Annotated in this window: 24 protein-coding genes and 1 tRNA gene; 10 read left to right on the top strand and 15 right to left on the bottom strand. The window is 40.4% G+C overall.

The window, feature by feature from the left end:
* From rsmA to thiD, 8 genes are all read right to left on the bottom strand, one after another.
* Nucleotides 1-810: a 16S rRNA (adenine(1518)-N(6)/adenine(1519)-N(6))-dimethyltransferase RsmA gene (gene rsmA / locus FKV42_RS05520; RefSeq protein WP_154809239.1), complete on the bottom strand. Its 810-nt coding sequence runs from the start codon at nucleotides 808-810 to the stop codon at nucleotides 1-3.
* A 14-nt stretch (nucleotides 811-824) separates the two neighbouring features.
* Nucleotides 825-1,421 (bottom strand): DUF655 domain-containing protein, encoded by a 597-nt coding sequence (locus tag FKV42_RS05515; RefSeq protein ID WP_154809238.1) that lies wholly within the window; start codon nucleotides 1,419-1,421, stop codon nucleotides 825-827.
* An 83-nt stretch (nucleotides 1,422-1,504) separates the two neighbouring features.
* On the bottom strand, nucleotides 1,505-1,858 hold the full coding sequence (locus FKV42_RS05510) for an RNA polymerase Rpb4 family protein (protein ID WP_154809237.1): 354 nt from the start codon (nucleotides 1,856-1,858) through the stop codon (nucleotides 1,505-1,507).
* A 164-nt stretch (nucleotides 1,859-2,022) separates the two neighbouring features.
* A complete protein-coding gene (locus FKV42_RS05505) occupies nucleotides 2,023-2,316 on the bottom strand; it encodes a 50S ribosomal protein L21e (protein WP_154809236.1) in 294 nt (97 codons plus the stop codon).
* A gap of 66 nt (nucleotides 2,317-2,382) precedes the next feature.
* Nucleotides 2,383-3,675 (bottom strand): tRNA pseudouridine(54/55) synthase Pus10, encoded by a 1,293-nt coding sequence (locus FKV42_RS05500; protein WP_154809235.1) that lies wholly within the window; start codon nucleotides 3,673-3,675, stop codon nucleotides 2,383-2,385.
* A gap of 85 nt (nucleotides 3,676-3,760) precedes the next feature.
* Nucleotides 3,761-4,357, bottom strand: coding sequence for a tRNA (pseudouridine(54)-N(1))-methyltransferase TrmY (gene trmY / locus FKV42_RS05495; protein ID WP_154809234.1), 597 nt, complete (start codon nucleotides 4,355-4,357; stop codon nucleotides 3,761-3,763).
* 49 nt (nucleotides 4,358-4,406) lie between these two features.
* Nucleotides 4,407-5,702, bottom strand: a complete 1,296-nt coding sequence (locus tag FKV42_RS05490; RefSeq protein WP_154809233.1) for a DEAD/DEAH box helicase — start codon at nucleotides 5,700-5,702, stop codon at nucleotides 4,407-4,409.
* Between the two features lie 86 nt (nucleotides 5,703-5,788).
* Nucleotides 5,789-7,123 (bottom strand): bifunctional hydroxymethylpyrimidine kinase/phosphomethylpyrimidine kinase, encoded by a 1,335-nt coding sequence (gene thiD / locus FKV42_RS05485; protein WP_154809232.1) that lies wholly within the window; start codon nucleotides 7,121-7,123, stop codon nucleotides 5,789-5,791.
* Between the two features lie 284 nt (nucleotides 7,124-7,407).
* On the opposite strand from thiD, the gene FKV42_RS05480 reads away from it, so the two are divergent.
* The 3 genes from FKV42_RS05480 to purF all read left to right on the top strand — a co-directional run bounded on the left by FKV42_RS05480 (nucleotide 7,408) and on the right by purF (nucleotide 9,353).
* The gene (locus FKV42_RS05480) at nucleotides 7,408-7,626 is read left to right on the top strand and encodes an LSm family protein (RefSeq protein ID WP_023844185.1); all 219 of its coding nucleotides are present in this window, start codon (nucleotides 7,408-7,410) and stop codon (nucleotides 7,624-7,626) included.
* Between the two features lie 117 nt (nucleotides 7,627-7,743).
* Entirely contained in the window at nucleotides 7,744-7,914 is a 171-nt protein-coding gene (locus FKV42_RS05475; protein ID WP_154809231.1) for a 50S ribosomal protein L37e, read from the top strand.
* Nucleotides 7,915-7,937: 23 nt separating this feature from the next.
* The gene (purF, locus tag FKV42_RS05470) at nucleotides 7,938-9,353 is read left to right on the top strand and encodes an amidophosphoribosyltransferase (RefSeq protein ID WP_154809230.1); all 1,416 of its coding nucleotides are present in this window, start codon (nucleotides 7,938-7,940) and stop codon (nucleotides 9,351-9,353) included.
* A 332-nt stretch (nucleotides 9,354-9,685) separates the two neighbouring features.
* Here the strand turns inward: purF and FKV42_RS05465 are convergent.
* The 3 genes from FKV42_RS05465 to FKV42_RS05455 all read right to left on the bottom strand — a co-directional run bounded on the left by FKV42_RS05465 (nucleotide 9,686) and on the right by FKV42_RS05455 (nucleotide 13,056).
* Nucleotides 9,686-9,760 (bottom strand) — tRNA-His (locus tag FKV42_RS05465).
* A gap of 120 nt (nucleotides 9,761-9,880) precedes the next feature.
* A complete protein-coding gene (locus tag FKV42_RS05460; RefSeq protein WP_154809229.1) occupies nucleotides 9,881-10,660 on the bottom strand; it encodes a sulfide-dependent adenosine diphosphate thiazole synthase in 780 nt (259 codons plus the stop codon).
* Nucleotides 10,661-10,719: 59 nt separating this feature from the next.
* Entirely contained in the window at nucleotides 10,720-13,056 is a 2,337-nt protein-coding gene (locus tag FKV42_RS05455) for a sensor histidine kinase (protein ID WP_154809228.1), read from the bottom strand.
* Nucleotides 13,057-13,276: 220 nt separating this feature from the next.
* On the opposite strand from FKV42_RS05455, the gene FKV42_RS05450 reads away from it, so the two are divergent.
* Nucleotides 13,277-14,404 (top strand): AAA family ATPase, encoded by a 1,128-nt coding sequence (locus FKV42_RS05450; RefSeq protein ID WP_196214058.1) that lies wholly within the window; start codon nucleotides 13,277-13,279, stop codon nucleotides 14,402-14,404.
* A gap of 68 nt (nucleotides 14,405-14,472) precedes the next feature.
* A complete protein-coding gene (locus FKV42_RS05445) occupies nucleotides 14,473-14,745 on the top strand; it encodes a hypothetical protein (protein ID WP_154809227.1) in 273 nt (90 codons plus the stop codon).
* 47 nt (nucleotides 14,746-14,792) lie between these two features.
* Here the strand turns inward: FKV42_RS05445 and FKV42_RS05440 are convergent, their stop codons facing one another.
* Entirely contained in the window at nucleotides 14,793-15,713 is a 921-nt protein-coding gene (locus FKV42_RS05440; protein WP_154809226.1) for a ribonuclease Z, read from the bottom strand.
* Nucleotides 15,714-15,947: 234 nt separating this feature from the next.
* Between FKV42_RS05440 and FKV42_RS05435 the strand changes: the two genes are divergently transcribed.
* From FKV42_RS05435 to FKV42_RS05425, 3 genes are read left to right on the top strand one after another with little or no spacing between them, the layout of a single operon-like run.
* Nucleotides 15,948-16,322 carry a 30S ribosomal protein S8e gene (locus FKV42_RS05435; protein ID WP_154809225.1) on the top strand — a complete coding sequence of 125 codons (375 nt, stop codon included), beginning with the start codon at nucleotides 15,948-15,950 and terminating at the stop codon, nucleotides 16,320-16,322.
* A 60-nt stretch (nucleotides 16,323-16,382) separates the two neighbouring features.
* Complete coding sequence (locus FKV42_RS05430; protein WP_154809478.1) at nucleotides 16,383-16,874, top strand: Lrp/AsnC family transcriptional regulator; 492 nt, start codon at nucleotides 16,383-16,385, stop codon at nucleotides 16,872-16,874.
* Between the two features lie 36 nt (nucleotides 16,875-16,910).
* Nucleotides 16,911-18,086, top strand: coding sequence for an aminotransferase class I/II-fold pyridoxal phosphate-dependent enzyme (locus FKV42_RS05425; protein WP_154809224.1), 1,176 nt, complete (start codon nucleotides 16,911-16,913; stop codon nucleotides 18,084-18,086).
* A 508-nt stretch (nucleotides 18,087-18,594) separates the two neighbouring features.
* Here FKV42_RS05425 and FKV42_RS05420 read toward each other — a convergent pair.
* Together FKV42_RS05420 and FKV42_RS05415 are read right to left on the bottom strand one after the other, a co-directional pair.
* A complete protein-coding gene (locus FKV42_RS05420) occupies nucleotides 18,595-19,302 on the bottom strand; it encodes a cobalamin-dependent protein (RefSeq protein WP_328287511.1) in 708 nt (235 codons plus the stop codon).
* 160 nt (nucleotides 19,303-19,462) lie between these two features.
* Nucleotides 19,463-20,482 (bottom strand): AI-2E family transporter, encoded by a 1,020-nt coding sequence (locus tag FKV42_RS05415; RefSeq protein WP_154809223.1) that lies wholly within the window; start codon nucleotides 20,480-20,482, stop codon nucleotides 19,463-19,465.
* Nucleotides 20,483-20,582: 100 nt separating this feature from the next.
* Here FKV42_RS05415 and FKV42_RS05410 point away from each other — a divergent pair, with 100 nt between their 5' ends.
* Nucleotides 20,583-21,437, top strand: coding sequence for a YihY/virulence factor BrkB family protein (locus FKV42_RS05410; RefSeq protein ID WP_154809222.1), 855 nt, complete (start codon nucleotides 20,583-20,585; stop codon nucleotides 21,435-21,437).
* 161 nt (nucleotides 21,438-21,598) lie between these two features.
* Here the strand turns inward: FKV42_RS05410 and FKV42_RS05405 are convergent, their stop codons facing one another.
* Nucleotides 21,599-21,982 carry a carboxymuconolactone decarboxylase family protein gene (locus tag FKV42_RS05405; protein ID WP_328287510.1) on the bottom strand — a complete coding sequence of 128 codons (384 nt, stop codon included), beginning with the start codon at nucleotides 21,980-21,982 and terminating at the stop codon, nucleotides 21,599-21,601.
* A 39-nt stretch (nucleotides 21,983-22,021) separates the two neighbouring features.
* Between FKV42_RS05405 and FKV42_RS05400 the strand changes: the two genes are divergently transcribed.
* Entirely contained in the window at nucleotides 22,022-22,633 is a 612-nt protein-coding gene (locus FKV42_RS05400; RefSeq protein WP_154809220.1) for a TetR/AcrR family transcriptional regulator, read from the top strand.
* The last annotated feature ends 1 nt before the right edge of the window (nucleotide 22,634 follow it).

Below are 22,634 nucleotides of genomic sequence, written 5' to 3'. Positions count from 1 at the left end.
TTATTTCTGTTTATGCCTGAACATCATATTTGCAAGTTCTGCGAATTGTTCCGGTTCAAGGTTCTCAGGTCTTTTATTAAGCAATTCCTGTGGCAATTCGTTTATGAATTCCTTCATATCCTCAATTCCCAGAAGTTGTTTGTTCCTGAGTATGGAATTTCTCATCTTTTTTCGTCTCTGTCCGAAAACTGCAGTGACAAAATCAAGGAAATACTTCTCATCAAGAACTTCAAACTGGGCAGGACGTGGTTTAATTTCAACAACAGCTGAAAGCACTTCTGGAGGGGGTGAGAATGCTCCTCTTGGTATTTTCATTATCATTGATGTGTCTGCAAAATAGTGTGCATTAACCGACAGGCGGCTGTAATCTTTTGAATTAGCGTGGGCTACCAGTCTCTGTGCAAATTCGTACTGGTACATCAGGATTGCCAGTTTAAAATCATATTTGAAAAGCTTGAATGTGATCTCGGATGAGATAGAGTACGGAAGATTGGCTACAACTTTGTCAAAAGGCGGAAAATCAACCTCAAGTACATCTCCATGTATAAGCGTAAAATTCTCTGGCTCTCCAAAACGGTCCTTTAGTACATAAACAAGTTCCGGGTCCCTTTCGATTGCAATGACATGGCCGGCTTTTGCCATTAGCCTTTCAGTGAGGTTTCCGATGCCTGCACCGATTTCCAGTATTGTCTCATGGGGTTGTATGTCAGCGGCATCAACGATTTTGTCAAGAATCCTTTCGTCGATCAAAAAATGCTGGTCATGGTATCCACCACGGATGCCATATTTTCTGAGTATCTCATAGACCAAGAAATGAACACCTTTTAATGAGTACGTGGGCGGCGTGAAGGGGTTGTGAAAAGCCTGTATTTGATATTCTCATCTTTTAGCTCTTCTATTATCCTGTTTACGATGGTCTTTTCAGGAGAATGAACTCCCCCAACTCTTTCATGTAGTTCCGCAAGAGTCTTGAAGGTTCCTTTCTTCCTTTCATCAATAATAGCCCACATAAGCTTCTTTCCAATTCCCGGAAGTAATTCAAACATGTGAAGCCTGTTTGTGATAGGGTGTGCATCGTTAAAGAACTGTACAAACCTGTCCTCATTATGTTTAACAGTCATTTCCAGGATGTACGGCAACTCCAGCTGAGCTCCGTGGCTGAGATCTGCATATGTGATACGGTGTTTTACATGATCAATAAGATCTCTGTCGCCATCGCCTATATAAACTCTTGACTGGATGTCAGGCACTTTTCCTTCCTTGGGCACAAGCTCCATCAGGACGAAATGTTTTTCTCCAACTGCCTGGACAAGAGGTTTCTTTTGATATGAAGGGCGTTTGTCATCGCTGCTCCCATATGGGAGATAATCTAAAATCCATGCATACTCTTCTTTTTCAGGTGATTTTCCCCTTGCTGGCATATATTCATTCCCTCCAGTGGCATACCTGTTGCTACTGCTGCAACTTCTCTCGATGTTAAAAAAGGTGTGTATCGAATATAAATCTAATCCATTGCTTCTTCAACAAGGTTTAGCATTTCATCGAGTTCTTCTTCAGTAAGTGTGAATCTTTCTTTTGCGTAAAGTGATCTGAGTTCATCTCTTGACTGTGGCATGATATCTGCAATTCTGATTGCGATCTCAGGCTTCATTTTTTCCAGCTCAAGAAGTTTATTTACAAGATCTCTTGCTTTTTCCGGAGTTGTCTTTGAGAACATCTCTGCATGGTTGATAGCTTTGCGCAGTTCATAGCCCAACTCTTCCTCGCTATTGAGGCGTTCTTCCATAATCTCGTGCAGCATACCCTTTACTTCAGGCAGGGTCAACAACTCTTCACTAAGAACTTCTTTTACTATCATTGATATACACTCTATGCATTAGTTAGATTAAGCCACATTGGAATGGCGATATGATTACAAGATTTAATTCAGAGATAAAATATTATCGCTAAATATACGCAGTAAAGATATATCTAACGATAAATAAAGCTAATCCAGGTATTACACCTGAATTTACTATAAATTTAGTATTTCTGTGGTTTAAGGTGCTGTGGAAGGGATATAAGTTCCTTCATTGCGTTTCCGTCCCTAATCTGCAGGATGTAGGCACGTCCGCGCTGGCCGAGAACCTTTCCGGTCCTTCCCTGGAATCTTGCGTGTGGCATTCCTTTCTGTACACTTGGGTCAATGTCGATGTGGACCATCTGGCCGCAGTCGAATTCCTGAATTGCCTTGCTTACCGGGGAAAGTCCTCTTTCTCTTGAGGTCTTCTTTAACTTGTATCTTGTGCAGTGTTTTTCACCGTGTGATGTTGCCATGATTATTTTCCTCCATTGAAAATATGATTTTAATGTATGAATTGTATGTTAGTCCATCGGACTTGTTTATATGTCAACTTTAATAACGTTGAGTTCATCAACTTTTGCCTGAATGCCCAGAAGTCCTGTCAGACTTGGTTCAGTTCTTCCATCGTCTCCTGATGTAAGTTCCTTGACATACAAACCACCATCACAATGCACTTCTATGATAGCGAATTCATCTGTTTTCTCAACGAGCTTCATGTTGTGGACATATCGTTTCCTGACAAGGTCAGCTCTTCTGTGGGCCACTCTCTGCGGAGTCCTCTGATGTATCTGTACTCCGATAAGTGAATTTATAGCATCTTCCAGTTTGTCCGTGGAAACAGGCTCTTTGAATGTAACTTTAAGGTTATAAACTTTATCCGCCTTTGAGGACTTCAGGGTCTCAATTACTGCCTTCTCAACAATCTTAAGTCCTTCAACCTCAACTTTTCCGTCTGCAAACTCATTAATCTTCTTTTCAAGTTCCCAGACATCTATGCTGCGTATTTTCGGGCTAACAGCTTCTACTACAAATGGTCTTCCGGTGCCTAACATGAGCGCATCGATGTCTTCCCTTCCTGCGCCGTGGAACTTGGAATCCTTTGCTTCGGTCATTTCTATAAGTTCTTTGCCTATGAGTTCGTCCACAGATTCAGGATATTGCTTTCCAGTGTTATTGCACTGCTCACATCCCCTGCCGCCACAGCTTCTGCATGGCCATCTTGTCTGTGGGATTCCCCTAATGAGTTTCCTGTATCTTCCCTGGATGTAGAGTGATTTTACCTGCACACTTGTTCTTTCTTCTGCAATATCAAGGGTTATAACAAGGTCCGGTCTCTCAAATTCCACTTCTTTACCGGTGCGTGCAGAAATTAGTTTACCTACCTCACGGTTCATTTCAGTTTTGAACTGCTCGGCCTGTGTGATCCCACACTCGCTCCAGAGTATTTCCTCGTTCTCCCCAATGAGTCCGCTGACTTTTGTACCAACCAGGATTGTTGAATACTCTCTGTCTCCGATACTTTTCACCGCTCTGTCTGCCCAGACATCAAGGTTTTCGAAAATACCAAGACATACCCAGCATTTCTCATCCTCGCCTTCTATCTTCAATGTTTTTCTGGCATATTTGCTGCTTTTTGCCATCTCTTCAAGGAGGGAATCATCGCCAGATTCCTTGAACATTGCATCGCCTTCCATTGCCAGAGCCAGTTTGATGGCCTGCCCTCTTTCAACGTTAGTAAGGCCGGTGGATAATTTGGCGAACTGCCTACCCATGCAATGGTCGCAGATGGGGCCTTCTTCGATTATTTTCTTAGCGGTTTCAAGTATGCTCATTGGATCACTTTGTAGTATATTATAAAGGGAATTTAGGATTTGCGTAAATAGGTACTATATAATATAACCCTTTTCGACTATTTGATTATGCCTCTTTCCTGTCAAGCTCGTTGTGGATGATTATCATGCAATGGTCAGAGTGTAGTGAAATAGGTCCTATGTTGAGGGTGCATTTTGCAACCTTATCTATCATTTTCTCTTCATCTTCGGTAACTCCCATATGATCGCCAAGGACGAACACAGCATCAGAGTTAAGTTCGGAGTATTCGCTTATATCTTCTCCATCTTCTCTCAGGTAGTAAATATCCCTACCTGCCTCGCTGAATTCTTTGAGCAGCTCTTCCAGGCCTGCACGGCGTATGTATACTCCGGGAGTAGATTGTATCTCGTATTCAATTGCATCCTTTTCCAGTGCTTTCTTAATAAGTGATCCACTGCTTCTTTCATCAGGATTGAGATATTTTAGTTTCTCACCGTTGAACCTGACTATTTTGCTTGGGTTGGGTTCTCCCTGAAGTACAAGGTGGACATTCACATCACGTCTCATTCCATGTGAAAGGAAAAGGGCTGAGTTGACACATCTGCAGAGAATGTCCATCCTTCCGGCAGAGCCAGGAAGGTCATTCAGGGAGAAATCTCCGCTTGTCAGTGCTTTATGTCCTATTATCACAAAATCTTTCATTGAATTTCCTCAGTTATAATTGATTATTTGAATATCTTTTTTAGCAGGGTTAGTTGTCACCTTTCAGCAACATCTTCGCCAGAGCGGCTGCTATCTGACGGTAATCCACATCATCGTCTGCTATGCCGGTAACGAAATCATCATATTTGTCGAGTTTACCACGTCTGATAAGCATTTTGATCTCATCGGCAACCCTGTTCTCTTTAATCTTTTCAATGTCACGGTTGCTTGGAAGGTCTCTTTTGATTATGGCCGTATTAGTAGTCTCTTCAATGGCTTCCAGTTTTGTCTTTTCTTTCGCGCTTACAAAACTGTATGCAAGTCCAGGCCTGCCAGCACGAGCTGTCCTGCCGATCCTGTGCACATATATCTCCGGGTCATGAGGCAGGTCGTAATTGAAGACAACTTCAATGTTATCAACGTCAATACCCCTTGCAGCCACGTCAGTAGCAATAAGGATACCTATATCCTCAGCCCTGAATTTGTTCATGCGCTGCTCTCTCTTATTTTGCTTGACATCTCCGTGGAGAGCATCCACCGGATATCCTCTGGAGCGCAATTTGATCACAAGTTTATCTACTTCTTTTTTGGTGTTACAGAACACAAGTGCAGACTTGATGTTCTCAGCTTCGATAAGTCGTCTAAGGGATTCGATCTTTGCGTTGTCCTTCACTTCGAAATAGTATTGCTTCACCTGTGGTACTGTCATTTCTTCCTGTACTACTTTTATATGTACCGGATTGTTCTGGTACATGTCTGTCAGTTTCAGTATTGCTTCCGGCATTGTAGCTGAGAATAGAAGTGTCTGCCTGTCTGTAGGTGTGCTGTCAAGTATCCTCTCAATATCATCCCTGAAGCCCATATTCAGCATCTCGTCAGCTTCATCAAGCACAACAATTCCAATATCATTTGTGGGGAAGTTTCCTCTTTCAAGGTGGTCGATTATTCTCCCAGGTGTTCCTACAACTATCTGAGCACCATTTTTCAGGCCATTTGCCTGGGATTGCATTGCACCTCCGCCATAAACAGGTAATATTTGCATTTCAGGGATGTATTTTGCAAGTTTGCCAAGTTCTTCAGCTACCTGTATTGCCAGTTCTCTTGTCGGGCAAATTACAAGTGCCTGAATCATTTTCTCGCTTGGTTCAAGCGTTTCCATAAGGGGTATGCCAAAGGCAGCAGTCTTGCCGGTTCCTGTCTGCGCATGGCCAATAACGTCTTTACCTTCCATTATTTCCGGAATACATTTCTTCTGGATTTCTGTTGCTTTCCTGAAACCCATTTCACGGATACTTTTCCTTATTTCCTTTGACAGGTAAAGGTCTTTGAAAAATTCAGTTTCCATTTTATTTTCACTCTTGAAGGTACCAGTGGATTTTTTCTAAATTTATATCTCTGGCTTGTAATAATTATTTATTTTTAGGGATGCTGTTAGTTATTTGCTATCTTAGCGGCTATCTTTCCAGCTGTTTCTGCTACATCAGAGGCACTCAGTCCCATGATTCTTATCATTGCTTCTTTCCCGACCCCGCCTTTGTCATATATTATGTCCGGTACGGATTTGAAAGTCTCAATAGCAAAGGATGTTCCCCAGTCCATTGTATGTGTGTCTGAAGGTTCGTCTTCTCTTGAGAATGAAGAAATACTAAGTCCAAGTTCCCGGCAAATATCAAGGATAGTTTCTGAGTATTTGATATTCATTGATGCCCTGTATGCCGGGTCATATTTCATGGCTGACAGTACTATTCTTGCAACATGGCTGCTTGCACCAAATTCAATATCGCCGACAATATGGACCTTATCTTTGAGCTTTACTATCCTGCCGCTTACAGCCGCCACATCTGCTGTGCTCTGCGCATTGGGGAGTGCCATTGCGATATTACATCCCACTTCGGGGATGAGCTTTGCAAAAGTATCTTTTTTCTTTAATATATGCACTCCTTCTCTTACATTATTGATAGTTGTGCATCGTTCTGCATTGTTCAGAAGCCATGCAAGCTGGTTCACTGGTCCGACACCTTTGCCGACAGGAACGCTTCCTTTGATGCCTTCAACAACAAATTCCTTTGCCATTCTGGCAGCTTCTTCAATGCTATCTCCTTTAGCGAGGTAAGATGCAAGTGAAGAGGAATATGTGCATCCTGATCCATGAGTGCCACCTTTAACAAAAGTCCCTTTGATTGTAAAGTATCTGTCATTGCAGGAGTCATATATTATATCTGAAGCATCCAGGTGCCCTCCTGTGACAATGACGTATTTGACTCCGGTTTTACTGATTGCTTTTGCGGCAACTTTTGCATCCTCAACACTTTTTATCTGCATTTCTGCAAGCTTATTTGCTTCGTTGATGTTCGGGGTCACAACCTCCGCAACAGGTAAGAGTTCTTCCTTGAGGGTTCTGATAGCTTCTTTGCGAAGCAGGTCACCGCCTGCTTCGGCTGCCATAACAGGGTCAACAACCAGCTTAAGATTGTGTTTTCTCACCATATCTGCAACAGTAGAGGTAATCTCTGATGAAGAAAGCATACCGGATTTTGCCCATGTGATGTCCATATCATCACAGACGGCATCAACCTGTTCAATAATAACCTTGCAGGGAATGTCATAAGCACTTCTGACTCCCAGTGTATTCTGGGCAGTAACTGATGTGATCGCACATGCCGGATGAAGTCCCAGTGAAGCTATGGTTTTGATGTCTGCTTCAATTCCTGCCCCTCCACCGGAATCAGAACCTGCAATGGTAAGTATGACTGGTATCTTGCTCATCTTAGATCTCTCATTTAGTTCTTTGACGTTGACGGAGCTCTTAAATGTCTTGTCGCTTATATAACAGTTGGTCAATTGAACCTATATATCTTTGCGACTCATTTTCATAGTTTTGCAGTCCTCTGGATATCTGAAAACTGTTAATCTCGATAGTTTTATATACAGCATACGCAACATTGGAGCATCGCAATATGTATATGTAAATAAGCAAATTTACAAGCTAGATATTAGCTACAAGTTTAAGTGTAGAATTTATTCAGATTTATTTAACTGAGGCGACTAAAATGGGAAACAGACCTCTTGATATATTGAACGATGCTTTGAACACACCTGTAATTGTGAGACTTAAAGGCGCAAGGGAATTCCGTGGAAAACTCCAGGGATATGACGTACATATGAACCTTGTACTTGATGATGCAGAGGAACTTAAGGAAGGAGAAATTGTAAGAAAATTGGGTAGTGTCGTAATCAGAGGTGACAACGTAGTATACGTATCTCCCTGAAGTGAACGTAACCTATAAGAACTACTAGCAATATCATGGGTAACCTCCAGGCTGTAATTCATAGGCTTTAAATTATTATTAATCAATTAAGGAATTTCATATTAAAGGTGATTATAAATGTCAAAAGGTACTCCCTCAATGGGTAAAAGACAAAAGCGTACACATGTAAAATGTAGGCGCTGCGGTAGTGTTTCACTCAACATTCATACAAAACAGTGCACATCCTGTGGCTTTGGAAAGACCTCACGCATGAGAAGCTACAAGTGGCAGGCAAAGTGCAAATATTAAGTCTTTTTAGACTAGGGATATAAATGCGCGAAGAATGCGGTGTTGTTGGGGTTGTACAGTTCGATGAAGAACCACATCCAGTCCCCTCCGCGCTTCGTATCTATTATGCTTTATATGCTCTGCAGCATCGTGGTCAGGAATCCGCAGGAGTAACTGTCCATGATGGTAAGGAGCCTCATACTTTAAAGGGTATGGGTCTTGTTCCTGAGGTTTTTAACAAGGATGAACTTGTTGCCCTCAAAGGTGATGTTGGCATCGGCCACGTTCGCTATTCTACTTGCGGCGATTCACGTATAGAGAATTGCCAGCCTTTCATTGTAAAATACAAGAGTGGCAATGTTGCTCTTGCGCACAATGGTAATCTGGTCAATGGTTATGAACTGCGCGAGCAGCTTGAAGCCGAAGGTCATGTATTCGTTGCTAATTCTGATACGGAAGTAATTGCTCATCTTCTTGTGAAGGAACTGTTGAAGTATGATCCGGTTGAAGCAATGCGTAATGTTATAAAACAGCTTAATGGTTCATATTCATTGGCTATAATGATCGATGATATGCTCATGGCGGTAAGGGATCCATTAGGATTCAAACCATTGTGTTTCGGTACCATTGATTCTGGTTATGTGGTAGCTTCCGAGAGTGTGGCTATTGATACTCTTAACGGCAAGCTTCTCAGGGATGTAAATCCTGGTGAACTTATTATTTTCCGTGATGGCGAAGTAGAATCATACCAGCTCTTTCAAGAGAAGTATTGTGCTCACTGTGTTTTCGAATATGTTTATTTTGCGCGTCCAGATTCTATCATTGACGGACAGCTTGTCTATAAGGTCCGTGAAAAGATTGGTGAAAGGCTTGCACGCGAGCATCCTGTGAGTGGAGATATGGTGTCTCCTGTTCCGGACTCCGGTATAACTTCTGCAATCGGTTATGCGAAGGAATCAAAGATCAATTACGAAGAAGGCCTTATGAAGAACCGTTATATTGGCCGTACTTTTATCCTTCCGGGTCAGGCGATGCGCGAGACTGCCGTGCGCCTTAAGATGAATACCATTGGTCAGAATATCAAGGGTAAAAAAGTTGTTCTTATTGATGACAGCATAGTGCGAGGCACAACTTCACGCCGAATCATTGATATGGTACGCAACGCAGGTGCCACAGAAGTACATGCACGTATTGGAAGTCCGCCTATCATTGCACCATGTTATCTAGGAATTGATATGGCTTCCAGAGACGAACTCATAGCAGCTCATAAGAGCATTCAGGGTGTTGAAGCTATGATCAATGCGGATTCTCTTGGCTATCTTAGCATAGATGGTCTGGTGGAATCAATAGGAATTGACAGGGACAATCTATGTGTGGGTTGTCTTACAGGAGCATATCCGGTGGATATTCCTGGTGAAAGCCTGTGTCAGAGAAAACAGTTAAAACTGAATGAGTTTTAACTCTCATTTTTGTTTTTACATTTTTTATTTTTAAAAAATAAAGACATCTGTATCTTTTTTACACATTATATATTTAAAATGCCATACATATGTATGAAATCTATACTGATATATACTAGCAGCATCTAACATATATATTAGTCCGATTTTCGGATAATTTGCAAGGATGTACCACCCCTTGCAGCGGGATGGGGTTAACTTTCATACAATTATGGGATCTGGTGGTAATGCAACGTGTTGTTGTATTTCAAAAACGTAATTTTTTAAAATCAATTTTAACCGTAAATAACAATACAAAAATAGACTCTAAAATTAGATTGTTATGTGTAAAATGGGGCCGGGATCGAGAATCGAACTCGAATCGTAGCCTCCACAGGGCTACAGGATAACCGCTACCCTACCCCGGCACGAAGTAGGTGCTTTACTTGAAAGCACCCTATAGATGTCCGTTTCTTACATAAACTTTTCCTTTGGAAACCTGTTAAACAGTGTCCTCAGACGGTTTTATTTATAAAGAAAATCCATTTTTATTTGTTTTTCAGTTTCTCAATTGCAATTTCTGCAGCTTTCTTTCCGGAAAGCATCATCCCACCAAACACAGGTCCCATTCTGGGCGCCCCCGCTACTGCATTTGCTGCCATTCCTGCAACTATCAGTCCGGGATATACTTCTTTTGTGGTATCCATCAGAGCACGTTCTCCAATGTCAGCCCACATTGGTTTCTCTCCCGGAATTCCTGTGCCGATTTCTGCACCAGGTATTTTCCTGAGAACGGTATTGCAGATTCCGGCATCATGTCCGGTTCCATCAATAACAACTTTTGCCTTAATTGCAAGAGGATCTACATGAAGGCGTGTCATGGAAACGGTTCCCCAGTTAATAACAAGTCCGCACACTTCGTCATTTTCACGGATCATTACATCTTCCACATCAATAAGGTTGAATATCTCTGCACCTGCTTCAGTAGCTCCGCAGATAAGTTTGGCAACAGATTCCACTGAGCTTGCAACATAATATCCTTCTTCATACTCATGGTAATTGATCTTAAAGTCATCAAGGATGTGTTTAGCATCTTCCTGGACAACTATGCGTGGGAACATCATTCCGCCTCCCCACATTCCTCCGCCTATTGAGAGTTTCTTCTCAAACAGCACGGTTTTAAGACCTGCTTCTGCAAGATATTTGGCAGCTACAAGGTTAGCAGGTCCTCCACCTACAAGTGCTACATCTACATCTGTGTAGTCAAGAAAAACCTTTGAAAATTCATCAACTATAGCCCTTGTTATGATAAGTTCATCAAGTTCCATCTTATTTCCTCATGATATTAGATATCAAGGGCTTCTGATGGTTATTATATTCCTTAAACCTAATGCATCATAGAGTGGATCTCAGTTTTTGCATTATGGATAGCCTCATTTCCAATGGGAGCTTTAATGTCAATGATTGGTGATGTGTCATTATCCAGCATTCCGTGATATTTCTTGAGTTTAACCCAGAACATACTACCATTTCCTTCCGGATTGTCCTCAACACCCACTGAACCATCAAGAAGTTCAGCAATTTTTTTGACAATCGCAAGGCCGAGTCCGGATCCTTTTACTCCGCTCTTGTTCACTCTTTTGAAACGATCAAAGACAAGTGGTTTTGCATCATCAGGGATACCTTCTCCTGAATCTGCCACAGTTACCATCCATGTGTAGTTCAGATCAATAATATCAATGTTGATCTCTGTGTTTTCAGGGCTGTATTTAATAGCATTTGATATGTAATTGGCAAAAATCTCTTCTACAATAGGATTGAGCATTGCAGGGTAATTTCCTTCTGCCAGGACCTGGAGACTCATGTTCTTATCATGGAGCTGCTGTTCGAACTGTTCAATAACATTTCGAAGACTTTCCATGATGTCAACTCCTTTTAATTCCAGTTCTTCTGTTGTTTCAAGCTTTGCAAATTTTGCGGCCGTATCAATCATATCAATGAGCTTATTTGTATTGCGCTGTACGTTACCAATTATTCTTGATTTTTTAGGATCATCTTCCATTTCGTAGAGCAATTCTGAAAATCCTCTGATATTTCCTGCAGGATTGAGCAGATCATGACGCATTATATCAGTGAAAAGGTCTTTGAGTTCATTGGAATGTCTTAGTTCTTCCTCTACTTTCTTTCTCTCATCAAGGTCCATTGTAGTACCGGTGAAGCGGAATGGCTGTTTATTATCAAATTCAGTGATCTTTCCTCTGGCAAGTATCCACTGCCATCTGCCTTTGCTATTCTTCATACGGAACTCTGCTTCAAAGAACGGTGTTTCACGATTAATATGCTCATTTATGCTATTGTCCACAATTTCCATATCATCAGGATGAATGAGTTTTTTCCAGCTCAGTATGCTCTTTTCAATATTATTAACATCGTACCCGATCATTTCTGCCCAGCGTTCATTATACATAACCTCATCAGTCCTGAGGTTCCAGTCCCACATTCCAAGATCAGCACCTTCCATAGCAAGTTCCATTACCTGCTTTGTTTTTGCAAGTCTGCTTTCCATATCCAGACGTGATGCAATGTCACGTACAACAGCAAGGGCATAATTGTGGTGGTCATGGGTTACAAATGTAATATTCATTTCTGCTGGTATTTTTGTTCCATTCTTTTTAGTGAGTGTCTGGCCAGGTTGTAGGTATCTTTCTCCTACAATGTCACGAAGGTCATTTTTCCAGAATGTATCTTCAAAAAGTAAACAGAGATCATTTTCTTCCATGACTGTCAGCTCTTCTATGGTGTATCCAAGCTCTTTGCATGCAGTCTCATTTGCATCAATAATCCTGTTCTTTTCCAGATCTATAATAAAAATGAAATCATTGGATCTGTCAATAAGGTCTTTAAAAAGCCCAAGGTCTTTGAGAAAAGATCTGTAATTGAGTGCTGTACTCATAATCTCTGACAAAATCTTTAATGTCTGGATATTGTCAAGGTTACAATCACTTTTGCTTGATGTACTTTCAATACTAATAAATCCGATGCATGATGATTCCAACTCAACCGGAACTACCATCAGTGATTGGATACCATTTGATAAGATTATAGCTCGTTCTCTGTCTGCAGCGGCCAGGAGATGTTCTTCTTTAGAGATGTGTATAATCTGCTTTTGAACGATCTTTTTTCCTATCCATGGAAATTTGGAGTAAGAGTTTAATTCGAAAACACTTTTCTTCTCAGTTTTTTCTTCATTTTTCCAGCTATGTGATATGTAAGGTTCTCCATTTGCCTTGAATAGAAAAAGGTAGCAATGTTCTGCATAACAGAATGAAGCAGTCTTCTTTAAAATTTCATCCAGGGTTCCTTCTATGTTCCCTGGTTTAATGAACATGGAGATCAATGAAGATATCATGTTCTCAATATTTGTGTTATGGGAAACAAGGTATTCCAATCCTTTATGCTTCTCATTCAGTTCTTTGTGCATTTCGTCCAGTTCACTTATTTTCATTTCCAGTTCCGTGTTTTTCTTCTCTATCTGTTTATTTGCATAGAGAACTATTATAAATGTGGACATTACCAAAGCTAAGCTGATAAGGAGGGAATTCGTATCCTTTGAAATTACAAAAGGTGCAATTAATACTAATCCGAATATGCTAATTACCAGAATCAGAACAGTGTTTACCACACTGGTGATCTTTATGTTTTTCAGTGTGTGTTCATTTTTCATTAATTTATTATTATAGTTTCTATTAGTATATTTATTATTCGTTTACATATTCTGTTAAAACTTTATAGAGTTCGCGTAACCGTGCCTTTTAAATTCATGATCGTAATATGTGATGGAATTCCAGTACGTATTGGTCAAAATCACATTTTGATCTTAAAACAGGTTCAAGGGTTAGCTTTAATAGCTTTCTTTATTCAATTAGTATTAGAAAATAAAAGAGATGATACATATAGTAAGGACTGCCCAGAAAACGACTGCCAAAACCAGCAGGGAATCAAGTTCAGAACCCGGGGAAAGTACGGCTGATTTTCTTATCCTGGAGCCGGCCGGTTATCCAATGACCAGCGTGCTTGATGAATATCCTGAAATCACAGATCCGGGAGTTTTTGAACATTATGCACGCGAACAGTGGAAAGGTTACACTGCGCAAAAAGGTGATTATCTCTTTGACAACAGGATGTTTCCTGATTTTGCATACAAAGTAACTGATGTAGAACCACCTGGTTCTGTCATTGGCCAGAATACGCATATAATTGTGAATGAAACCATTGTTAGCAGCACTCCTACTGTTGAGTTTAGAAGTGATGTTACATTTGATGACGTTATCGGACAGCAGAGTGCACGCAAGAAATGTAAGTTAATTGAGCGTTTTCTGGAAGCACCTGAGAAGTTTGGTAAATGGGCACCACGTAATGTACTTTTCTTTGGCCCATCTGGTACTGGAAAAACAATGCTTGCAAAAGCACTTGCAAATAAAGCTCATGTTCCTATACTTCCTGTAAAGGCAACGGAACTAATCGGTGAATTTGTGGGTGAAGGTGCCAGGCAGATCCACCAGTTATACGATCGTGCTCAGGAAATGGCTCCATGTATCATTTTCATAGACGAACTCGATGCCATCGCGCTTGACCGCAGACATCAGGAACTTCGTGGTGATGTTGCAGAGATAGTCAATGCTCTTTTGACTGAGATGGACGGTATCGTTGAACGTGTAGGTGTCTGCACCATAGGTGCTACCAATCGTACAGATACGATTGACGCTGCCGTAAGAAGCAGGTTTGAAGAAGAGATCGAGTTCACGTTGCCAGATGAGAAGGAACGTCTTGCAATCCTTAAGTCCAATGTCAAGACATTTCCAGTACCTGTAAAGGATCTTGATCTTTCTGCCATTGCAAAGATGACCGAAGGCCTTTCTGGAAGGGATCTTGTAAGTAAGGTGTTAAAGACTGCTCTTCATAATGTTATTATTGATGACAGGGAATATGTTATTCAGGATGACCTTTATGCTTCGGTGAAAAAACTAAAGAATATTCCTGCATCACCAAACGCTGATAGGATGTACATCTAATGTACATTTGATCCATTATTTTTTTTCTAGGATTATCTTTTTAAAACCTGAAAATATATCGGAGAGCTATGTCTGAGGTAAATGAATCTGACCGTTTCGAATGTGTCATAGTAAATGTAATTGATACTCTCATGTGGAAAGGGGTCACTGTTGAAGAAGTAGAGTCTGGTGGTCGCGTGTATTTCGGGAAAATCAAACCCGAGGGTTTTGATTACGTTCCAGGCGACACTCTTTATATTGGTATGAAGCGCCTGCCATCTGATCTTGAAGATATGGAAATGTCAATGGAAGTCTCACTTTACGATGCCAGCGATAAAAGGCTCGACTGGACCTTCCTTTAAACAGATCCAGTTCTCTTTTTTATCTTTGTTTTTACTGCTTGTCGTGCTTAAATCTTGTTCTGGAATGGTATGTCAAGTTCCATCAGGTCATCAGCAACGACTACATTATTGAATATCTTTTTAGCTTCTTCAAGCAACTGTGTTGGGTTATCGGAATATCTGGAACTTATATGCGTAAGTACAAGTTTCAGAACATTAGCTTCTTTTGCAAGGGCTGCTGCTTCTTCAGATGTGGAATGCATTGACTCAATAGCCCATTCCTGCTGATCGCTGGCAAGTGTTGAGTCATGGATCAAAAGGTCTGCATCCTTGCTGGCTTCAAGTATTGCTTTGCAGGGACGAGTGTCTCCTGTGTAGACTATTTTCCTTCCGGGTCGCATTTCTCCAACTACATCTTCAGAACGTATGACCTTTCCATTTACTTCCACTGCTTCTCCTCTGTGGAGTTTTGAGAAAAGAGGTCCGGGTGGAACGCCAAGTTCAATGGCTTTCTGGCGGTCAAATCTGCCAAGACGCATGTTCTCTATCAGTGCATATCCAAGACTTGGTATGCTGTGTTCGGTTTTGAGTGCAACGATTGAATACTCATCTCTTTTGATCACATCCCCTGGTGAAAGGTCAATGGCATCGATCTCAAATTTTAGTTTGTAGTATCCAAGTGAGCTGAGTATCCTCGCAAATTCATGAACCCAATGGGGGCCATATATTTTCAGTGGTTCCGTTCTTCCGTGGAAGGACATCGTCTGTATGAGGCCGGGAATTCCAAGTATGTGGTCGGCATGAAAATGTGTTATAAATATGGATGATAATGCTTTCATCCCCGTTTTGGCCCGCATCATCTGTTGCTGTGTCCCTTCTCCGCAATCAAATAGCATAAGCTCGCCTTCACGATTGATCATGATGGCCGATGGATTGCGTTCCGGGGTTGGAAGGGATCCTCCTGTTCCAAGAAATGTTACGCGAAGCATAGGTTGATATAAGCGCTGGACTTATTTATGAATTGTCTATGAAATGCAGTGAAGAAGATGATTCTTCTTTTCATTTTTGCTGTTCTGTGCCGTGATGTCCATGTACTTTATCACTCGTAAAGTTCATATAGCATCTTATTATTAAAGGAACGTCCATAAATCATACCAGATTTAATCCGAATTACAACGTTAATTCAATTCATACTTATAATAACAATCATAAGAGGATATATCATGAAATGGCAAGGTAGATCTAGAAGAACATATACTGGTGCTAAGATCAAGAAAGCTCGCGGAAAGAGGAAATTTGAGCTTGGTAGCGAACCAGCTGACACTCATATCAATGAAACAAAGAGAAAGAATGTTTCCACAAGAGGCGGAAACAGAAAGGTAAGACTTCTTCAGTGCAATGTTGCAAATGTAACAGATGCTCAGGGTAAAACCCAGAAGACTACCATCGAAACCGTTACCGGAAATTCTGCAAATGAGCACTACATCAGACGTAATATTCTTACAAAGGGCTCAGTTATCAAGACCCCTCTTGGTAATGCAAAAATCACAAGCCGTCCTGGTCAGGATGGTGTTGTGAACGCGGTATTGCTCGAGTAATCGGGCACTTTTTTTCTTTTTAATTTGATTGTCTGGTGTTATGGGGTTGCTAAATAAATGATGGATAATAAAACACGTCATGTTCTGGAATGTCTTGAAGAGGATGCAAGAATAAGTCATGAAGAAATTGCGACCCTCACAGGACTCACTATAGATGAAGTTGATAAGATAGTAAAAGAGCTTGAAGAAAGCGGAGTTATCCGCAAGTATAAGACTGTCATTGACTGGGATCTTGCAGGCGATGAGAATGTCTATGCAATCATCGAGCTTAAGGTTAGTCTTGAAAGATCAATAGGTTATCAACCTCTTGTTGAACGTCTGTATAGGTTCCCTGAAGTCCGTTCTGTGAGACTTCTTTCCGGACAATATGATCTTTCACTTACAGTATCTGGCAAGACGATGAAGCAAGTTGCTTTCTTCGTTGCTGAGAAGATATCCACTCTCGAGCAGGTACAGCATACAACAACTCACTTTGTCCTGAAAACTTACAAAGAGGATGGTGTTATCCTCTTCGAGCAGGATCATGTTTCACGTTTACCGGTGACTCCATAATTACTAACTGAGTCACATTTACAGGATGTATAATATATGAGAAAAGCATGCACCCCTTCTAAATTTGTAGCTGATGTTATGAACAAGGTGCCTCCTTCAGGCATTCGTCGCTACTTCGATCTTGCATCAGGTCTGGAAGATGTTATTTCCCTTGGTGTAGGTGAGCCGGATTATGTGACTCCCTGGCACATAAGAGAGGCGTGCATCCACTCACTTGAATGTGGTGAAACCTCATATACTTCTAATTATGGTCTAATTGAGCTTCGTGAGGAGCTGGCAGATTACTATGCTGCAAAGTATGGTGTGAATTATAATCCCGATAATGAAATTCTTGTTACTTCCGGTGTAAGTGAAGCTCTTGATGTGGCTATACGTGCTATCACCAATCCGGGTGATGAGATTATTGTGGTCCAGCCATCATATGTTGCATATGTTCCTTCAGTGATGTTTGCAGGCGGTGTTCCTGTAATAGTTTCAACAAAGCTTGAGAACAATTTCAAGATCACTGCTGAGGAACTTGAAGCAGCTATCACTCCAAAGACCAAAGCAGTTATTATCAATTATCCAAACAACCCAACTGGTGCAACCATGGGTAAAGCTGACCTTGAGGCTATTGCTGATGTTGTGTGTGAGCACGATATCATGGTAATTTCCGATGAGGTCTATGACTGTCTTACCTACAACGGTGGACATACATGCTTTTCATCTCTTGAAGGAATGCGTGACAGGACAATCCTGCTGAATGGTTTTTCCAAGGCATACGCAATGACCGGTTTCAGGATGGCATATGCAATGGCATCTCCTAAGATCATCAGTGCTATGATGCTGATACACCAGTATTCAATGCTTTGTGCTCCAATTACAGCACAAATAGGTGCCGTAGAAGCCCTGAAGAACGGCAAGCATGAAATGGAAAAGATGGTTCGTGATTACGACCGTCGTCGCCATCTTATAGTCAGCGGCCTTAATAGGATCGGACTCAAATGCTTCGAGCCAAAGGGTGCATTCTATGTTTTCCCAAGTGTCCAGAGTACTGGCCTAAGTTCCGAGGAGTTTGCAGAACGCCTCATGAACGAGCAGAAGGTCGTCACAATCCCGGGCAGCGTGTTCGGTGAAGCCGGCACAGGTTTCTTAAGATGTTCCTATGCAACTTCCAGAGAGGAAATTGAAGAGGCTCTGGTAAGGATTGAAGCGTTTGTGAATGAGCTTTAATTTTAATTTCATAAGTCTTGTAGATTGGAAATTCGAAATTTCCATTTCTCACTTTTTTCTCAATTTCTTTTTTGTCTGATTTTTACTTTGATTGTATTTTTTTCCCGCTCATTTTAATTTTATTCTGCAATTAGGTTGTTTTCTCTCCAAACTCCAAATCTCATAATGATGAGTCTCATAATATATTACAATATAGAAATATTTATATATCATTTTAAGATACTATGGTGTGCGGTCACAAAACCTCTTTGACCAGGTTTTGCTGACTATGGTGGTACGATGTGTTCATCGGAAAAACGCTGAAGAGAAAAACGCAAAACAGTCTCAAAATAACAGAACGCAGGCAGATTCCCTCTGCATTCCTAATATCATCTCTCCCAAAAAAACGCTTTCATTTTTGTCTGCGTTCTGGTTCTTCAGCTATTAAAAGTTAATTTTCTATAATTTCTGATTACTCAAGAAAAAGTATAATGAATTATAATTATATTCTGGACAATCAGCAATAAACTCAGTAACAAACATTCTCATAACACTTATTTTTACTAACGGCCATTGTTTCTTTTTTTTCAGGCCGCATAATTAAATTTATTTTTCTGATTGCATCGGATGCATCCTTTCCGTATATATCAGCACCTATCTTTGTAGCCCAATCGGGTGTAACAGGTGTTCCTCCGATCATTGTCTTCAATTTATCCCTGATACCTGCGTCCCTGAGACTATCTTCAAGTGTCAATTGGTTTGTCATTGTAATTGTCATCAGGGCGGATGTCGCTATCACATCCGGGTTATATTTTATTGCCATCTCGACAAAGGTTTCCACAGGTACATCCACTCCAAGATCAATGACCTCATAGCCATCTATCCGAAGGTTTGTTCCAACTATGTCCTTACCAATAGAATGTATATCGCCTTCTATGGTGCCAAGAAGCACAACACCTTTAGAATTTTGCGTGTTTTCTATGGATGTCGGCATCAAAACCTTGGTAGCAGCTTCAACTGCTTCTGCAGCAGCTAGCATATGCGGGAGATAGATCCTTCCCTCGTCGAACATATCTTTCATTAAAGCGAGTGCAGCATGAAAACCATGCTCTAGAAGATATTGCGTATCAATTCCAAGTTTCAGTGCTTCATATGCAATTTCGCATGCCTCTTTGTCATTAAGGTCTACGGTTGCTTCAATCGCTCTGTCAAGGAATTCTTTCGCAGGTTTCACCATGATCACTTCTAAATTCAATATTGTACTGAACTTCCTACGGAATGTTATTCGGAAATCAGCAATTGTATTCCGTAAAAATCATATATATACATTACGGGCACATCTATTGTATAAGTGATATTAATTTTTATAAAGGTGTTAAACCTGTATCTTTCTCAGTTTAAGACAGGTATTCGTCATTGAACATCTTTGCCATCAGGACCACATATGAGATTAACAAAGGTCCGATAAAGATTCCCAGAAGACCAAAAAGATTGAGGCCAATGATTACTCCTATAAGTGATTCCAGTGGGTGAATCCTGCCAATTTTATCCTGTATTACCGGCCTCAGGAAATTATCAACCGAACTAAGAATAATTCCTCCGATGAGTATTCCTGCAGCTGTAAAATAATCCTGTTGAATTATCTGGATAATGACAGCTGGTATCCATATTATCGTAGCTCCGACAACAGGCAGGAATGATAATATCATGGCTATAAATCCCCAAAGGACTGCTCCTGAAACTCCAAGCAGCAGGAATGTGATTGTAAGTAAACCGCCCTGGACAACAGCAATAATTCCTGAACTTATAAGCGTTGCATTTATTATATTTGTAAATTCTTTTTGCAATATTTCTGTGTTCTCTCCACTGAAAGGGATTGCATTTTTAAGTCTTACAGAACAAGTTGAATTTGTACCAACCAGCAGGTAATAGAGCAGGAAATACATTATAATAAATTCTATAACTCTCTGGCCAATACTCTGGACGGCATTTACAAGTAAAACACTGAAATAGTTTGCTGCTGCTGTAACAATCTCTGCGAATTTCTCCTGCAAATTAATCTCAATTGGCAGGCTGCCTAAAGTAAGTTGTTCGATATAGGTATTGATATTTGTCAGGTGGGACAGTAAAGTATCCGTGTCAAAAAGCACACTCTGTATTTGAATTATGATTATAGTCATAAGAAAATACAGGGGTATCAGGATAAGGACAATAGTAAGAAGTATTATTGCAAAAGCAGCTATACTTTTGTTGATCTTCTGTTTTGTAATCAGATAATTGTACAAAGGCTTGAATACAACGTAGAGGATAAATGCACCGAAAAATGCGTTTATGTAAGGATACAGTGCATATGCAAGAACTGCTGCAAGTATGACAAGGACCAGTAATGCCTGAAGCATCTTACTCGTATTATTCATTACTTCTTACATTCTTTTTCCTGCTATTTAATGCTATTATCCATGTTTAATTGTTCTCTCCAGACAACTAATATATTCTATAGAACAAATATTCTAACAGATGCAATCTCAGTTTGAAGATATAATGAAAACAACGCTGGACCGGTGGGCAAAAGAAGATGGGGTCACAAATAGTGCCTCCCTTTCTTTCTATGCACTCATGGGTTTTCCATCGCTACTTCTTTTCACTTTATTCATTGGAAGTATCTTCCTGAAACAACAATTGCTGGAAGCAGCTATCTTAACGGATGTTTCAGTAGTTGCAGATGATGTTGCAATAGAAGCCTTGAATTCCCTTTTCACCCAACTTTCTATTAGCAGTCCCAGTAATTTTGGGATTGTATTTAGTTTTCTGATATATCTCTGGAGTGCAGGTAACATCTTTTTCCAGATAAAAAAAATGATAAACAAAATGTGGGGTCTTGCACCCTCAAATAAAAACTGGCTTCATCATTTTTTCCACACAAGGTTATCCGCTCTGATAGCAGCCATTGCATTTGGAATGCTTGTGTCAGTGAGCACTCTGTTCGAGATGATATTCTTTGTGATATCTGATGCCGTGCAGGCTGCATTTTCAATCTCGGTTGATACTATTCAGTATGCAAGCTTCGGTATCAATTTTATGACTCTTATCGTTCTTTTCATGTATCTTTTCAGAGTACTTCCTGATGCAAATATGGATCTCAAGTATGTGTTTATGAGCTCATTGCTCACAGTACTGTTATTGACACTGGGCAAATATGTAATAGGCATCTATCTGTCTTATAGCAGCATAACAACAGTTTATGGAACCATTGGTTCAATACTTGTAATTCTCCTGTGGATATACATGTCTTCCATCATTGTAACTTTCATGATCGTATTTACAGGGGTGTATGCAGATTATGATTCTCATATGCAGGATAAGGCTTTGTAAGTTGGCGTATGCTGTACGATCTGTATGAAAACATCATACTCCATCAAATTTGATGTATGTGTTTTATGATGGTTGATGCTTAATTATTACTGTTTTTCAGTATGATGTGTATGCGGGAGTGGTAAATTCAACTCCCGGTTTGTTAATTTGATTCTATTATTCTATAATATGTCTCTCAGTGCATTAGCTGCGGTGTAAACACTTCCAATGCCACCTATGTAGTTTGCAATTCTGACTGCTTCCATTATCTCTTCTTTTGTTGCGCCTGCTTCCATTGCCTGAAGTGCAAGCACTTTTACTCCGTCCACAGCACCATGTTCCGCATCAAGTGCCATGGCAATAAGGAATTTATATTTGAGTGGTATGCTACCTTCTGAGAGTGCATTCTCAAGGCTGGCTTCAATTATATTGAAAAAATCATTGTCTTTGTCCTGTATTATTTTCAATGGGTGTTCATCCATTTTATTCACTCCAGCTTCATAGTCTAAGACAGGTCTTTTATCTACTTTCTGGTATTCACAATGCTTAAATATGACCGCGGTCATTTATGACCCTGGTCATTTTGTGGTAATAAATGAGGTTACATGTCTCTGCGAGAACAAAAGAAAAAAGAAACCCGAAACCGGATATTTGAAATATCCAGCCGTCTGTTCAAGGAAAAAGGATTTGAGAACACAACGGTTGATGAAATAACAAAAGAAGCCGGCATCGCTAAAGGTACTTTTTTCAATTACTTTCCCACAAAAGAGTCACTTCTTTCTTATTTCAGAGAACAGAAAGAAGAGTTTATAGTTAGCATCATGAAAGAACAGATGCACCGTGATATTTCCTCAAGAGAGAAAATAAGGGAATTCCTTGTTCTTGTGGCTGAATATTATGAAAAGGATAAAGAACTTCTGAGGTTGTTAGCCTTTGAACATAGAAGGTTGATAATGTCCTCTAATCATAAGTCAGTAGATCCTTCTTCCAGAAAAAAGAGGCATGAACATTTTATCAATATGCTTACGGATTTCATAAAGGAAGGTATGGACAAGGGTGAAATAAAACCCAATATAAATCCAAAGCTGGCATCAGAAACCATCTATGCAGTTTACTTCCACACTCTTATGACCTGGTTACATTCAGAGACCGACTATTCATTTTCTATGGATTTATCTTCAAAGATCGATATCATATTCGAAGGCATTGGTGTATGAA

The organism is Methanolobus vulcani (assembly GCF_006546655.1).
GTDB lineage: Archaea > Halobacteriota > Methanosarcinia > Methanosarcinales > Methanosarcinaceae > Methanolobus > Methanolobus vulcani_A.
Note: the sequence above shows the minus strand (reverse complement) of the source record. Positions and strands in the feature narration are given on the sequence as shown.

Bases quoted from the DNA above. Each gene is read 5' to 3' on its own strand.
- FKV42_RS05480 (WP_023844185.1), top strand. From the start codon at position 7,408: ATGGGAAACAGACCTCTTGATATATTGAACGATGCTTTGAACACACCT.
- thiD (WP_154809232.1), bottom strand. From the start codon at position 7,123: ATGAGCAAGATACCAGTCATACTTACCATTGCAGGTTCTGATTCCGGT.
- FKV42_RS05400 (WP_154809220.1), top strand. From the start codon at position 22,022: ATGTCTCTGCGAGAACAAAAGAAAAAAGAAACCCGAAACCGGATATTT.
- FKV42_RS05510 (WP_154809237.1), bottom strand. From the start codon at position 1,858: ATGATAGTAAAAGAAGTTCTTAGTGAAGAGTTGTTGACCCTGCCTGAA.
- FKV42_RS05515 (WP_154809238.1), bottom strand. From the start codon at position 1,421: ATGCCAGCAAGGGGAAAATCACCTGAAAAAGAAGAGTATGCATGGATT.
- FKV42_RS05425 (WP_154809224.1), top strand. From the start codon at position 16,911: ATGAGAAAAGCATGCACCCCTTCTAAATTTGTAGCTGATGTTATGAAC.
- FKV42_RS05405 (WP_328287510.1), bottom strand. From the start codon at position 21,982: ATGACCGCGGTCATATTTAAGCATTGTGAATACCAGAAAGTAGATAAA.
- FKV42_RS05415 (WP_154809223.1), bottom strand. From the start codon at position 20,482: ATGAATAATACGAGTAAGATGCTTCAGGCATTACTGGTCCTTGTCATA.
- FKV42_RS05475 (WP_154809231.1), top strand. From the start codon at position 7,744: ATGTCAAAAGGTACTCCCTCAATGGGTAAAAGACAAAAGCGTACACAT.
- purF (WP_154809230.1), top strand. From the start codon at position 7,938: ATGCGCGAAGAATGCGGTGTTGTTGGGGTTGTACAGTTCGATGAAGAA.
- trmY (WP_154809234.1), bottom strand. From the start codon at position 4,357: ATGAAAGATTTTGTGATAATAGGACATAAAGCACTGACAAGCGGAGAT.
- FKV42_RS05420 (WP_328287511.1), bottom strand. From the start codon at position 19,302: ATGGTGAAACCTGCGAAAGAATTCCTTGACAGAGCGATTGAAGCAACC.
- FKV42_RS05490 (WP_154809233.1), bottom strand. From the start codon at position 5,702: ATGGAAACTGAATTTTTCAAAGACCTTTACCTGTCAAAGGAAATAAGG.
- FKV42_RS05455 (WP_154809228.1), bottom strand. From the start codon at position 13,056: ATGAAAAATGAACACACACTGAAAAACATAAAGATCACCAGTGTGGTA.
- FKV42_RS05410 (WP_154809222.1), top strand. From the start codon at position 20,583: ATGCAATCTCAGTTTGAAGATATAATGAAAACAACGCTGGACCGGTGG.
- FKV42_RS05500 (WP_154809235.1), bottom strand. From the start codon at position 3,675: ATGAGCATACTTGAAACCGCTAAGAAAATAATCGAAGAAGGCCCCATC.
- FKV42_RS05450 (WP_196214058.1), top strand. From the start codon at position 13,277: ATGATACATATAGTAAGGACTGCCCAGAAAACGACTGCCAAAACCAGC.
- FKV42_RS05440 (WP_154809226.1), bottom strand. From the start codon at position 15,713: ATGCTTCGCGTAACATTTCTTGGAACAGGAGGATCCCTTCCAACCCCG.
- FKV42_RS05445 (WP_154809227.1), top strand. From the start codon at position 14,473: ATGTCTGAGGTAAATGAATCTGACCGTTTCGAATGTGTCATAGTAAAT.
- FKV42_RS05435 (WP_154809225.1), top strand. From the start codon at position 15,948: ATGAAATGGCAAGGTAGATCTAGAAGAACATATACTGGTGCTAAGATC.
- FKV42_RS05505 (WP_154809236.1), bottom strand. From the start codon at position 2,316: ATGGCAACATCACACGGTGAAAAACACTGCACAAGATACAAGTTAAAG.
- FKV42_RS05430 (WP_154809478.1), top strand. From the start codon at position 16,383: ATGGATAATAAAACACGTCATGTTCTGGAATGTCTTGAAGAGGATGCA.
- FKV42_RS05460 (WP_154809229.1), bottom strand. From the start codon at position 10,660: ATGGAACTTGATGAACTTATCATAACAAGGGCTATAGTTGATGAATTT.